Below are 13,901 nucleotides of genomic sequence, written 5' to 3'. Positions count from 1 at the left end.
TGGTTAAAGCAACTTTAAAAGCGTAGATGTGACATTTTGCCAATAGACAGGTTGTGTTGACCGGGCATTCTGAAGGGAATTCCGGGCACTCAAGTGTTTGTTGAGTGTCTGATCTATCCGCGAAACACACCGGCTTCTTTGGCTCCATTGATCAAGACTCGCCCATCTGATCCGTTTTCGGCCGATCCTTTTCTGGATCCGTCCGCACAGAACAGCGCCGGTGACGGCCTTCCGACACTGGAGTCGCTGCGGTCCCCGGTCTGGCTGTTCGACCCGGACCGATGCTGCATGCTGTGGGCCAACGGCAGCGCCTGCGCCCTGTGGGGGGCGGCGGACATGCCGTCGCTCGTCGCGCGCGATTTCGCATCCTCGCTGTCGGAGGCCTCGCGCACCCGCTTCGCCTTGTACGGGGAGGCCTTCGCGCGCGGCGAGACGGTGCGGGAGCAATGGACCTTCTTCCCGAACGGCCGTCCGGTGACGGTGGACTGCCTGTGCTCCGGCTGGCCCTTCGAGGGCCGGACCGTCCTGCTGGTCGAAGGGCGCGTGGCGGCGGAGGCCGGATCCGACGATGCGGAGCGCCGCAGCCTGGAAGCCCTGCGCCACTCGCCGGAGATGGTGTCGCTCTACCGCCACGACGGGGCCGTGCTGATGCGCAACCCGGCGGCCCAACTGGCCTTTGACGCGGTGATGCCCGACGATTCGGACCGGTTCGTCGCCACCTTCACGGACACGGCGCAAGGCCCCGCGCTGCGCCGGGATCTCGCCGACAGCCGGGAGAGCACGGCGGTGATCCGGGCCATGACGGGCCACGGCGAGCGCTGGCACGAGGTGGCGCTGCGCGCGGTGTCCGACCCGGCCACCGGCTTGCCGGCCATCCTGGCGATCCAGCACGACGTCACCGAGCGGATGCGCCTCCAGCGCGAGCTTCAGGCGAGCGAGGAACGGCTGCAAATGGCCGTGGACGCCAGCCGCCATGGGTTGTGGGACTGGAACGTCCAGACCGGCGCCACCTATTACAGCCCGCGCTGGCAATCCATGCTGGGGTTCGAGCCGGGCGAGGTGACGTCCGACATCGGCGTCTGGGAGGAACGCACGCACCCCGACGACCGGGAAACGATGCGGCGCGTCCTGCAAGACCACCTCGGCGGGCGGACCCAGAGCTTCCTTTGCGAGTATCGGATGCAGGCCAAGGGCGGCTCCTGGGTCTGGATCCTCGGGCGGGGCCGCGTGGTGGACCGGGGGCCGGACGGTCGCGCCCTGCGCATGGTCGGAACCCATTCCGACATCACCGAGCGCAAGGCGGCGGACGCCGAACTGGCGGATTCGAAGGCCCGCCTGGACGCGATCCTGGCCAACGCGCCCGTCGGAATCTTCATCGTGGACGATGGGCGCCGCGTCCTGCGCGCCAACGAGGCGATGACCGACATCTTCCAATGGTCCATGGACGCGATGGTCGGGGCCGGCACGCGCATCATCTACGGCGACGAGGCGGTCTACGACGACATCGGCCGCCGCGCCTATCCCATGATGCGGCAGGGCGAGACCTTCGCCGACACCATTCCCATGCGCCGCGCCGATGGGGCCGAGGTCTGGTGCCGGATCATCGGCCGCCAGATCCGCCCGGACGACCCGACGCTCGGCTTCGTCTGGCTGATCGAGGACGTCACGGTCCGCCGCCGCGCGGAGCAGACGCTGAACGACCGCATCGCCTTCCAGCGCGTGCTCCTCGACACCGTGCCGGTGCCGATCTTCATCCAGGACGTGTCCGGCTTCTTCATCGACGCCAACACGGCGCTGGAGGACTGGCTGGGGCTCGACCGGCAGGCTCTGTTCGGCCGCATGCTGTCCGACCTCGCGTCGGAGGAGCTGGCGCAACTGGACGAGGCCGCGAACCGCGACCTGCTGGCGAGCGGCCGGACGCAGACCTTCGAATCGCGGATCCGCTGCGTGGACGGCGTGCTGCGCGACGTGGTGGTGTCCAAGGCCGTGTTCCGCCGCAACGGCGGCAAGCCCGCGGGCATCGTGGGCGCCATGGTGGACATCAGCGAGCGCAAGCGCGCCGAGCAGGCCCTGCTGGAGCGCCACGCCCTGTTCGAGCAGATTTTCGTCGCCAGCGGCGCGGTGAAGCTGCTGATCGATCCCGATGGCGGCCTCCCCGACAGCGGCCTCATCGTCGACGCCAACCCCGCCGCCGCGGCCTTCTACGGGCATGCCCTGGACGCGTTGCGCGGGCTGCGGCTGGCGGACATCAGCGCGCCCGCCGCGCCCGGCGCCGCCCCCGACACGTCCTGGGCCCAGGGCGGGACCGGGGAGGAGGGCGGCCGGACGCTGCATTGCCGCCACCGTCTGGCGTCCGGCGAAATCCGCGACGTGGAGGTCTATGTCAGCCCGGTGCAGGTCAACGGGCGCCGGCTGCTCCTGTCGCTGATCCACGACATCACGGAACGGCGGCTGGCTGAAGAGGGCTTGCGCCTGAAGACGGTGGAGCTGGAGCGGTCGAACGCGGAGCTGGAGGCTTTCGCCTACGTCGCCTCGCACGACCTGCGGCAGCCGTTGCGCGTCATCAACAGCTACCTCGCCCTGCTGGAACGGTCGTTGGACGGGCAGCTGGACGAGGAAACGACGGAGTTCATCGGGTTCGCCCGCGACGGGGCGCAGCGGATGGACCGGCTGATCGTCGACCTTCTGGAATATTCGCGGGTCGGGCGCAAGGCGAAGGCCTTCCGGCCGGTGCCGCTGGGCGACCTCGTGGACACGGCGCTGCTGAACCTCCAGGTCGCGGTGGCGGAGGCGTCGGCGACGGTCACGGTGAACGGGCCGCTGCCCACGGTGGACGGCGACGAGAACGAGCTGATCCGCCTGTTCCAGAACCTGATCGGCAACGCCGTCAGGTACCGCACGCCGGACCGCGCCCCCGTCGTGACCGTCGCCTGCGCCCGCGACGGCGACCGGGGGCACTGGGTGTTCGACATCCGCGACAACGGCATCGGCATCGCGCCCGAGCATCTGGAGCGCGTCTTCGGCATCTTCCAGCGCCTGCACCGGCGCGACGAGTATGAGGGCACCGGCGTCGGGCTGGCCGTCTGCAAGAAGATCGTGGAGCATCACGGCGGCGCCATCTGGGTGGAATCGGTGGAAGGCGAGGGCAGCGCCTTCCGCTTCACCCTGCCCGTGCGGCCCGTGTCGGTTGTGCATGGGGGCATGCCGTGACGCCGCTCCTCCAGACTGCGGCCGGGCCGATGCGTCGCCACGGGCTGCACCTTGTCGGGATGGCCGTCGTCACCGTCCTGCTGGCCGTCGCCTTCGTCTGGGCCGAGCATTTCTATATCCGCTACCTGATCGCGGAACGGAAGGCGACGGTGGCCGTCACGGCGGTCAACGTGGCCAGCGCCCTGTCCAGCGCGGTGAACGAGCGCCTGGCGCTGGTGCGCGGACTGACCGCCTTCGTGGACGTGGAGGCGAGGGCCGGCGCGTTGGACGACCGGTTCGCGGCCTTCGCGGAGGGGCTGCGGCGGTCCGTTCCCGGCGTGCGCAACATCTCCACCGCACCGCACTTCGTGGTCGCCAACGTCTACCCGCTGGAGAGCAACAAGAAGGTCATCGGCAACGCCCTCCTGTCCGACCCGCGTCCGGGCTTCGCCGAAACGGTGCAGCGCGCGCTGGTATCGGGCGACGTGACGGTGCATGGCCCGGTCGACCTGATCCAGGGCGGGCGCGGCCTGATCGCGCGCCAGATCGTCTTCGGCCCGGACCGCCCCTGGGGAGCGGTCGGCATGGTCTTCGACCTGCAACCCATTCTCGACGATGCCCGCCTGGACGCACTGCCTGCCGACCTGTCCTTCCTGCTGCGGGCGGAGAGCGGGGTGGTGGTGGCCGGCGACGCCTCGGTGCTCCGCAACGCGCCCATCACCGAAAGCATCACGCTGACCGACGGCACGTGGGAGTTCTCGCTGGCCCCGCGCGCCGGCTGGATGGCCGCGGCGCGCGCCGACCGCGCCTACGCGGCCTTCGTCGCCGCATTCACCCTGCTGGCGCTGATGACCGAGGCGCTCGCCCATCTGGTGCTGAGCCGGCGCCAGACGCTGGAGCGGCTCGTCGTGCGCCGCACGCGGGAACTGGACAGCGCGAACCGCGAGTTGGAGCGCTTCGCCTACGTCACCGCCCACGACCTTCAGGAGCCGCTGCGCGCCATCGCCAGCTACACCCAGCTGCTGGAGCGCCACTTCGCGGGCAGCGTGGACGAGGAAGGGGCCGACTTCATCCGCCAGATCGTCGACGGCGCCGCCCGGCTGAAGATGCTTCTGCGCGACGTCCAGCTGTTCCTGGCGGAGGACCGCGTCGCCCTGTCGGTCAAGCCGGTTCCGGTGGAGGATGCGGCGCAGGCGGCCCTGGTCGCCCTGGCCAACCGCGTCCGCGAGACCGGCGCCACGGTGACGGTCGAGGCGATGCCGGCGGTCATGGCCGACGAGCGGCGCCTGCGGGAAATCCTGGTCGTGCTGCTCGGCAACGCGATCGAATACCGCCACCCCTACCGCGCCACCGAGATCACCATCGCCCACCGCCGCCTGGCGAACCAGGACGTGATCGACGTGCGGGACAACGGCATCGGGATCGAACCGCAGTACCGCGAGCAGATCTTCGAGGTGTTCCGCCGCCTCCACTCGCGTGAGCAGCATCCCGGAACGGGCATGGGCCTCGCCATCGCGCGCAAGATGGCGGAGCGGATGGGCGGACGGATCACCGTCGAATCCTCACCGGGCATCGGCAGCACCTTCTCCCTCGTCCTTCCCCACTCCCGCCTTCGAGGCCTGTCATGAGAGAGCCCACGAAAACCGAAGACGCCGCGTTCGAAATCCTCCTGGTCGAGGATGATCCGGCGGACGCCGGGCTTGCCAAGCGGGCCTTGAAGGACGGGAAGATCTTCTGCCGCGTCAGCCACGTCCGCGACGGCGTGGAGGCGCTGGCCTTCCTGATGCGGGAAGGGAGCTTCGCCGACGCGCCGCGGCCGGATCTCGTCCTGCTCGACCTGAACATGCCGCGGCTGGACGGCCGGGGCGTGCTGGAGGCGATGAAGGGCAACGACGAGCTGAAGAGCATTCCCGTCGTGATCCTGACCACGTCCGACGTGGACCGCGACGTCAATGCCAGCTACCTGCTGGGCGCCAACAGTTTCATCACCAAACCCATGGACATGGACGCCTTCTTCGAGGCGATCCGCAGTGTCGAGGAATACTGGTTCCGCGTCGTCCGCCTGCCGCGCTGACGACCTGGAACCATACGCGGGTTAAGGACCACCGCTCATGGACGCGCACTTACCTTCCACGACCACCGCGATCCTGCTGGTGGAAGACGACGATGCGGACGCCGGTCTCGTCATCCGGACCCTGCGCCCCTATGCCCGCCGTTTCATCCTAACCCGCGCCACGACGCTGCAGGAGGCGCGCGCCTTCCTGCTGCGCAACGCCTGCGACGTCGTGCTGCTCGACCTGTCGCTGCCCGACAGCTTCGGCTTCGACACGGTGCGCCGCATGCGCGGCGACGTGCCGTCGCTGCCGCTGGTCGTGCTGACCGGTCTGGACGACGAGGACTTCGCGCTGCAGGCGCTGGCGGCGGGGACGCAGGACTATCTGGTCAAGGGGCAGGCCGACGGGCCGCTGGTCTGGCGGGCCATCCAGCACGCCATCGCCCGCAAGCGCCTGGAAGAGCAGCTGCGCCTGTCGGAGGAGCGGCTGGCCGGCATCATCGAACTGGCCCAGGACGCCATCCTGACCACCGACGAGAACCTGAACATCACCCTGTTCAACCCGGCCGCCGAGCGTCTGTTCGGCTACCAGGCGGAACAGATCGTCGGCCGCCCGCTCTGGCTCCTGATCCCGGAGCGGCTGCGCACCGACCACACCCGGGCGATCGCGGACTTCGCGCAGGCGCCGGTGCCGACGCGCGCCATGACGGACCGCAGCGAGGTGACCGGCGTGACCTTCGACGGCCGGGAATTCCCGGCCGAGGTCTCCATCGCCAAGCTCCAGCACCCGCACGGCATGCTCTACACCGCGGTGGTGCGCGACATCTCCGAGCGCAAGCGGGTGGAGGCCGAACTGCGCCGCATGGCGACGACCGACCCGCTGACCGGCCTGTGGAACCGTCGCCGATTCCTGGAGCTGGCGGAAGGGGAGCTGTCGCGCCTGCGCCGCTACGCCCGGCCGGTGTCGGTCCTGATGCTGGACATCGACCATTTCAAGGCGATCAACGACACCCACGGGCACGCCGCCGGAGACGAGGCTTTGTGCCGGCTTGCCGATCTGTGCCGGTCGGAGCTGCGCGAAACCGACCACCTCGGCCGGCTCGGCGGGGAGGAATTCGCGATGGTGCTGCCGGAAACCAGCCTCGCCGAAGCGGTGGAGGTGGCGGAGCGGCTGCGACAGCGGCTCGGCGACATGCCCGTGCCGCTGGGGGATGCAACGCTGCGCATGACGGTGAGCATCGGCGTCGCCGGCTGCCGCGACAGCGACGCGTCGATCGACCGGGCTCTGGGCCGCGCCGACCGCGCGCTCTACGCCGCGAAGGGCGGCGGGCGCAACCGCGTGGTCGCGGACGACCCGGAGCCCGCGGATAGGGAACGCGCCCGGGCGGAGACGATGGTCCCGGGATGACGCCGCATTGGTGATGGGCCGCGACTGCCGCGGGAGGTTGAACCCATGATGGACGCACAGACATTCGACGCGGACGATGGCCCCAACGGCACCCTGTCGCCGCCGGTGAAGGCTGGGCGCTGGAGAAACGCAACCGCCCTGCTTCCGCTCTTCGTCGTGCTGCTCGGGATGGCGCTCGTCGGGGCTGGCGTCTGGGTGACGTGCGACAGCCTGGATCGGGAGCGCGCGGACATCGTCCAGGCGAAGGAGGCCGAAGCCGCCAACCTTGCCCGCGCCTTCGACGAGAACATCCGGCAGACCATCCGCCGGCTCGACCAAGCCTTGGTGCACCTGCGCGACGAATTCGCCATGCACCCCGACGCCTTTCTCGCCAAGGCGCAGAACTGGCAGAAGACGCTGTACGCCGACTTGGCCTTCCACGTCAGCGCCGTCAACGCCGACGGAAAGCTTCTGTTCTCCAACCTCGCCCCCGCGAAGGAGCGGGTCGACCTCAGCGACCGCGAGCATTTCCGCGTCCATCTGCGGTCCGCGGAGGACCGGCTGTTCATCAGCCAGCCGGTTCTCGGCCGCATATCGGGGCGGTGGTCGATCCAGTTCACCCGGCGCATCGACGCACCTGACGGTTCCTTCGGCGGCGTCATGGTGCTGTCCGTGTTTCCGGACGACCTGACCCGGTTTTACGGCCCCAGCGAACTTGGCCAGCAGGGGTCGGTCATGCTGGTCGGCATGGACCGGGTGGTCCGCGCCCGGTCGTCGGCGGCACCGGCGGACAGCATGGGGGTGGGAACCATCCTGGTCGACCGCCCCTACCTCGATCCCGCGCAGCCGCCCGCCGGCATCCACTATCTGGCGAGCGAGGTCGACGGCATCCGCCGGATCGTCGCCTACCGGCGCTTGCGGGATTACCCGCTGGTGGCCATCGTCGGCCTGGGATGGGAAGAGGCGATGGCGGACTATGTGGAGCGGCGGGACAAGGTCCTGCTCGGCACCACGCTGGTGGCGGTTGCGGGAATGGTGGCGATCCTGCTGATCGCCTGGCTGATCCGATTGCAAATCCGGCACCACCGGCGGCTGGAAGCGACGCAGGACCTGCTGGCCAGCACCGAGGAGCGCTGGCGGCTGGCGCTGGAAGCGGTCGGCGACGGCGTGTGGGACTGGGACGCCCGCAGCAACACCGTCTTCTTTTCCCGCGGCTGGAAGGCGATGCTCGGCTACCGCGAGGACGAACTGTCGGATCGTCTGGAGGAGTGGGAGCGCCGCGTCCACCCCGACGACCTCGCCACCGTTCACGCCGACCTGGATCGGCACCTGTCCGGCGAAACGCCCTTCTACGCCAACGAACACCGGGTTCGCTGCAAGGATGGCGGGTACAAGTGGATCCTGGACCGCGGCATCGTCGTCAGCCGTGGTCCGGGCGGCGCGCCGGAACGGGTGGTCGGCACCCACACCGACATCACCGGGCACAAGCGCGCCGAACAGGTGCTGCGCGAACGGCAGGAGCTGTTCGAACAGATCTTCGTCGCCAACTCGGCCATCAAGCTGCTGATCGACCCGGCCGACGGCAGCATCGTGGACGCGAATCCAGCCGCCGCCGAGTTTTACGGCCATACGCTGGACCGGCTGCGGTCGATGCGCGTGGCCGACCTGAACATCTGGTCCGCCGACGACATCCGCGCGGAAATCGAACGGGCGGCCACGGAGGAGCGCACCCACTTCCACTTCCGCCACCGCCTCGCCTCCGGCGCGATCCGGGACGTCGAGGTCTACAGCAGCCCGATCAAGGTGAATGGGCGGACGCTCCTGCTGTCGCTGATCCACGACATCACGGAGCGGCGGCTGGCCGAAGCCGAATTGAGCGCGAAGACGGCGGAACTGGAGCGCTCCAACGCCGAACTGGAGGCCTTCGCCTACGTCGCCTCGCACGACCTGCGCCAGCCGCTGCGCACGATCAACAGCTATCTGACGCTGGTCCAGCGGGATCTCGCCGGCAAGCTGGATGCGGACACCGGGGAATGCATGGAATTCGTCCGCATGGGCGCCCAGCGCATGGACCGGTTGATCGTGGACCTGCTGGAATACAGCCGGGTCGGGCGCAAGACGCGCCCCTTCGCGCTGCACGTGGCCGACGCCATCGTCGCGACCGCCCGCGACAACCTGGAGGCCGCCATCTTCGAGGCCGGCGCCGTGGTGGAGATCGCCCGCGACCTTCCGCCGCTCTGGGGCGACGACGTGGAGCTGACGCGCCTGTTCCAGAACCTGATCGGCAACGCGGTGAAGTACCGGGCGGCGGAACGCCGGCCGCTCATCCGCCTGGGCTGCTCCGGCGAGGCGGCGGGCTGGCATTTCACCGTCGAGGACAACGGCATCGGCATCGCCCCGGAGCATTTCGAGCGGATCTTCGGGATCTTCCAGCGGCTGCACAGCGCCGACGAATATGATGGAACCGGGGTCGGGCTGGCCATCTGCAAGAAGATCGTGGAGCATCACGGCGGCCGGATCTGGGTTGAGTCGGAACCTGGACGGGGCAGCCGCTTCCACATCGTCCTTCCCCGGCACGAGGCGTCCGCGCCATGACCGGCACGACCGGGACCCGGGATCCCGCCCGGTGGAAGGACTGGGGCGCCCGCTGTCGGGAACGGCCGACGACCATCCTGCTGGTGGCGGTGACGGTCCTGGTCCTGATGGCCGTTTGGGGTTGGCTGGACGCTGTCCGGCTCCGGTCGGCGACCCTCGATGTGCGCAGCAGCGCCGCAATCGCGGCAACGCCCTTCGCCGGCAGCCTGGGCGGCGCCATCGCCAAGCGCCTTGCGCTGGTGCGGGGGCTCGGCGCCTTCGTCACGGTCGAGCTGTCCGGAGACGGGCTGGAGGACGAATTCCCGGCCTTCGCCGAGGCGTTGCCGGGGTCGATGCCGGGCATCCGCAACGTCTCCGTCGCACCGGATTTCGTCGTCCGTCTGGTCAACCCGATGGACGCGGGCAACGCGAAGGTCGTCGGGCACGACCTGCTGAAGGATCCCCGGCCCGGTTTCGCGGACACCGTGCGCCGCGCGATTTCGACACGGGACGTGGCGACCCACGGGCCCGTGGAGCTGCTGCAAGGGGGGATCGGGCTGATCGCCCGGCAATCCCTTTTCAAGGACGGCAAGCCCTGGGGCGCGGTGGGGGCGGCCTTCGACCTGCCGCCGATCCTGAACGAGGCCAACCTGTCCGGGCTGACGCAGCGTTACCGCGTGGCCCTGCGCCGGGCCGGCGGCATGGTCTTCGCGGGAGAGGAGGCCGTGCTGGCGCTGGAGCCGGTGGTGGAGCGCGTCCACGCCGCCGACGGCGACTGGGAACTGGCCGTCGTCCCGGTCGAAGGCTGGGCCGCCGCGGCGCGGGCGCAGGCGGAGCGGGGGCCATTGGTCCTGGCGGTCGGCGGCATCGGGATCCTGGTCGTCATCGTCATCCTGCTGCTGGCCGAACGGCGCGCCACGCTGGCCCGGCTGGTCGACCTTCGCACCGCCGAACTCAACCATGCCCGCCGCGACGCCGACCGCAAGGCGGAGCAGCTGGCGCTCGCCCAGAAGGAGCTGGAGCAGTTCGCCTTCGCCGCCGCGCACGACCTCCAGGAACCGGTGCGCGCCATGGGCAGCTACGCTCAGCTCCTGCAACGGGAGATCGGCGCCAGCCTGGACGAGGAGCGCGCAGCCCTGCTGGGCCAGGTGGTGGAGGGCGCCCGGCGCCTCAAGGCGCTGCTGAGCGACGTGCAGATCTTCGTCGCGGAGACCGGCATTCCGCTGCCGGACCACCCGGTGCGGGCCGACGATGCGCTGGACGACGCGCTGAACGCGTTGGCGCGGACCTTGGACGGCGTCGGGGGCCGGGTGCGGCGCGACCCGCTGCCCCAGGTCATGGCCGACCGGCGACGGCTGCGGGAGATGTTCGTGGTTCTCATCGGCAACGCGCTGGAATACCGGCACCCGGACCGCCCGCCGGACATCCACGTCGGGGCGCGGGAGGGCGGCGGCTTTGCGGTCCTGACCGTGCGCGACAACGGAATCGGCATCGAATCGCGCTATCATGAGCAAATCTTCCAGGTGTTCCGCCGGCTGCACGGCCGGACGGAGCATTCGGGAACCGGCATGGGCCTGCCCATCGCACGGAAGATGGCCGAACGGCTGGGCGGACGAATCACCGTGTCCTCCGACCCCGGCCAGGGAAGCGCCTTCAGCATCCATCTGCCCGTCGTCAATCTGCCAGCCGTCAGCCAGGAGGCCGGTCCATGAGCGGTTTGCCCCACGCGCCCTTCCACATCCTGCTGGTCGAGGATGATCCCGCCGACGCGGGCCTCGCGAAGCGGGCGATTCGGGAGGGGCGTATCCTCTGCGACGTGCACCACGCCGTGGACGGGGTGGAGGCGCTGGCCTACCTGCGGCGGGAGGGCGCGCACCACGCCCACGCACGGCGGCCGGACCTGATCCTGCTCGACCTCAACATGCCCCGCATGGACGGGCGCGGGGTGCTGGCGGAGGTCAAGAAGGACCCGGACCTGCGCGGCATCCCCGTGGTGGTGCTGACCACCTCCGACGTGCAGCAGGACATCGAAGCCATCTACCAGCTCGGCGCCAACAGCTTCGTCACCAAGCCGCTGGACCTCCAGGATTTCTTCTCCGTGATCAGCGGGCTGGAAAACTACTGGTTCAACATCGTGAAGCTGCCGAAATAGCCGTCTCTATAATTCAGCTCCGGTGAAGCGGAATGGCGTCGCCGAGACCTTGTCCGCGATACGGACGAGGTCGGGCAGGGACTTCGCCTGCATCTTGCGCATGACCTGGGCGCGGTGGACCTTGATGGTGATCTCGCTGAGGTTCAGCGCGGCGGCGATCTGCTTGTTGAGCTGGCCCGCGGCGACGAGCAGCATGATCTCCCGCTCCCGCGGGGTCAGCGACTGGAAACGCTCACGCAGTTCGCTGAGCGCGGCATCGTCCCGCCGCCGGTCCCGGTCGAGTTCGATGGCTTTGTGCACGGCGTCCAGCAGGTCCTGGTCGCGGAAGGGCTTGGTCAGAAACTCCAGCGCGCCGGCCTTCATCGCGGTCACCGACATGGGGATGTCCCCATGTCCGGTGATGAAGATGACCGGAAGATGGATGCCCATCCCCTCCAGCTCCCTCTGGAATTCCAGCCCGCTCTGGCCGGGCAGCCGCACGTCGAGCACGAGGCAGCCCGGACCATCGGGCCGCGCGTCGGCCAGGAAATCCTCGGTGGACGGGTAGGCGAAGACCGTCAACCCGACCGAGCGCAGCAGCCCGGCGAGGGCTTGGCGGATCGAGGCATCATCGTCGACGATGCACACGAAGGACGGGTCGTTCGTCATCGGGCGCGCTCCGCGGCCGGCGCGGCGTGGTTCCAGCCCCCGTCCCTGGCCCCGTCACTGGCGCCCTCCCTGGCACTGTCTTGGACGAAGTCCTGGTCGATGGGCAGCGTGAACTGGAAGACGGCACCATGGGGGTGGTTCCCGGTCATCCACAGCCGCCCGCCGTGCGCTTCGATGATGGACTGGCAAATGGTCAGGCCCATGCCGCTCCCGTTCGGCTTGGTGGTGAAGAAAGGTTCGAACAGCCGCTCCTCCTGTTCCGGTTCCAGCCCGCTGCCGGAATCCTCGACGACGACGAGGACACTGCCGGTTCCCTGGCGGGTGGATCGCAGGCGCAGCACGCGCGCCCGGTCCGTGACCGTGCCCATGGCGTCGACAGCGTTGGCGACGAGGTTCAGCACGACCTGCTGGAGTTGCACGGGGTTGCCGTTCACCCAGGGCAGCGTCCCGTCGAACTCCGTGAAGACCGACACGCGGTTGGCCCGCAGGTCGCCGCGCGCGTGCTTCAGCGTGTCCTGGACGATGGTGTTGATGTCCAGCGGGACCCGCGCCTGCGGCGATTTGCGGAAGGCCGCGCGGATTCCCTCGATCACGCGCGCGGCGCGGTGGCCGTCCTTGGCGATGCAGGCCAGCGCCTCCCGCGCCTCATCCAGGTCGGGCGCCGGCCGGTTCAGCCAGCGCAGGCCCGCCTCGGCGTTGGTCACCATGCTCGCCAGCGGTTGGTTCACCTCATGCGCGATGGCGGCGGACAACGCCTCCAGGCTGGCCAGCTTGGCTTCGCGCACGCGGCGTTCCGCCGCCATCGACCGGACAATTCGGGCGTAGAGCGTCGTGATCTCGGCCATCAGGACGACCAGGACCACGCAGGACGCGGCTAGGCCGTAGCTCCGCCCCGCCCACCAGCCGACGCTGAACCGTCCCCCGCCGGCGAATCCCAGCAGGAAGGTTTCGATCGCCCAGGCGCACAGCACCACGACCAGCCAGAGGTCGAGCACCGACAGCCGCCGCCACCGCCACGCAAAGGCGGCGAGGCCGGCGCCGCAGAGGACGAGCGCCGCCGCCGGGATGGCCTGCCACAGGTCCGTGGTCTCGCTGGCGCTGACCATGAAGCGCGGCAGGACGGACGGGACCTCGACGGCGACCGCGGCCGCGGCAAGGACGGCGGCCAGCGTCGCCGCGACGGCGCCCAGGACGATCGGGCGCGACCGGGCGTTCGTCTCCGGCACCCGGTCCTTCATCAGCGCGTAGGCCAGGACGGACAGCGGAAATCCCACCCTCCGCAGAGCGGCCAGCGCGGCGGTGCTCTGCAGGTTGGCGCCGAGCAGCCCGTCCGGCGCGAAGACGCCCGGAAAGGTCAGCGCCCAGGGCACGATCATCAGCCCCGTGAAGAGATACCCGACCGCCAGCACGAGCAGGGCCGGCGACCGTTGCGTGGAGAATTGCGCGAACAGCAGCGCCGCGGTGATCGACTCCGTCGTCAGCACGACGGCGGCGTAGGCCGGCAACAGGACGGTTCCGGCCGGGAACGGCTGCTCGGCGTTGGGGTAGGCCAGGGCCGCCGCCACGACCAGGGCCAGCACGACTCCAGCGGCAAGCCTTAGTTGCGTTGGTCCCGGCGACAGGGAAGGAAGAAGCAGCTGGTCGCCGGGCACGGCAGGTTTCGGCATCGCTGTGGCTCTGCAAAGAAGAGGGGATGCTGATCTATTGGCTCGGGTTGGCCGATCTTCTGGTGTGGGTAGGATAGGTCCTTCAGGCGATTGCCCGCCAATCCAGGCGAGAACGCCGCCGGGCCGCACATGGCCGATTATACGTTGGTATAGACCTGGAAAACGCAAGTTCAATGTCGCCTTTCGGCGACCTTCCCCATGCTGCCGCTCATCGACCGGATCGCTTCCGGC

The 13,901-nt window shown here is 69.4% G+C and carries 9 protein-coding genes; 7 read left to right on the top strand and 2 right to left on the bottom strand.

From position 1 onward, the window contains the following. Positions 1–288 precede the first annotated feature (288 nt). From M2351_RS16045 to M2351_RS16015, 7 genes are read left to right on the top strand one after another with little or no spacing between them, the layout of a single operon-like run. Positions 289–3,210 (top strand): PAS domain-containing sensor histidine kinase, encoded by a 2,922-nt coding sequence (locus M2351_RS16045; RefSeq protein ID WP_264657120.1) that lies wholly within the window; start codon positions 289–291, stop codon positions 3,208–3,210. After that, positions 3,207–4,817: a sensor histidine kinase gene (locus M2351_RS16040; protein ID WP_264657119.1), complete on the top strand. Its 1,611-nt coding sequence runs from the start codon at positions 3,207–3,209 to the stop codon at positions 4,815–4,817. The genes M2351_RS16045 and M2351_RS16040 overlap by 4 nt, the downstream gene beginning before the upstream one ends. After that, positions 4,814–5,263 (top strand): response regulator, encoded by a 450-nt coding sequence (locus tag M2351_RS16035; RefSeq protein WP_264657118.1) that lies wholly within the window; start codon positions 4,814–4,816, stop codon positions 5,261–5,263. Before M2351_RS16040 ends, M2351_RS16035 begins: the two co-directional genes overlap by 4 nt. Before the next feature lie 37 nt (positions 5,264–5,300). Beyond that, the gene (locus M2351_RS16030; RefSeq protein WP_264657117.1) at positions 5,301–6,650 is read left to right on the top strand and encodes a GGDEF domain-containing response regulator; all 1,350 of its coding nucleotides are present in this window, start codon (positions 5,301–5,303) and stop codon (positions 6,648–6,650) included. A 45-nt stretch (positions 6,651–6,695) separates the two neighbouring features. Continuing rightward, the gene (locus M2351_RS16025; RefSeq protein ID WP_264657116.1) at positions 6,696–9,224 is read left to right on the top strand and encodes a PAS domain S-box protein; all 2,529 of its coding nucleotides are present in this window, start codon (positions 6,696–6,698) and stop codon (positions 9,222–9,224) included. After that, a complete protein-coding gene (locus M2351_RS16020) occupies positions 9,221–10,915 on the top strand; it encodes a sensor histidine kinase (RefSeq protein WP_264657115.1) in 1,695 nt (564 codons plus the stop codon). Before M2351_RS16025 ends, M2351_RS16020 begins: the two co-directional genes overlap by 4 nt. Then, a complete protein-coding gene (locus M2351_RS16015; RefSeq protein ID WP_264657114.1) occupies positions 10,912–11,355 on the top strand; it encodes a response regulator in 444 nt (147 codons plus the stop codon). Before M2351_RS16020 ends, M2351_RS16015 begins: the two co-directional genes overlap by 4 nt. Positions 11,356–11,361: 6 nt before the next feature. Here M2351_RS16015 and M2351_RS16010 read toward each other — a convergent pair whose 3' ends face one another. Then, positions 11,362–12,003: a response regulator transcription factor gene (locus M2351_RS16010; protein WP_264657113.1), complete on the bottom strand. Its 642-nt coding sequence runs from the start codon at positions 12,001–12,003 to the stop codon at positions 11,362–11,364. Then, the gene (locus tag M2351_RS16005) at positions 12,000–13,670 is read right to left on the bottom strand and encodes an MASE4 domain-containing protein (RefSeq protein ID WP_264657112.1); all 1,671 of its coding nucleotides are present in this window, start codon (positions 13,668–13,670) and stop codon (positions 12,000–12,002) included. Before M2351_RS16005 ends, M2351_RS16010 begins: the two co-directional genes overlap by 4 nt. Positions 13,671–13,901: the final 231 nt, after the last annotated feature.

This window comes from Azospirillum canadense, from assembly GCF_025961225.1.
GTDB lineage: Bacteria > Pseudomonadota > Alphaproteobacteria > Azospirillales > Azospirillaceae > Azospirillum > Azospirillum canadense.
The sequence above is the reverse complement of the archived record's forward strand: the minus strand, read 5'-3'. Positions and strand labels throughout refer to the sequence as shown.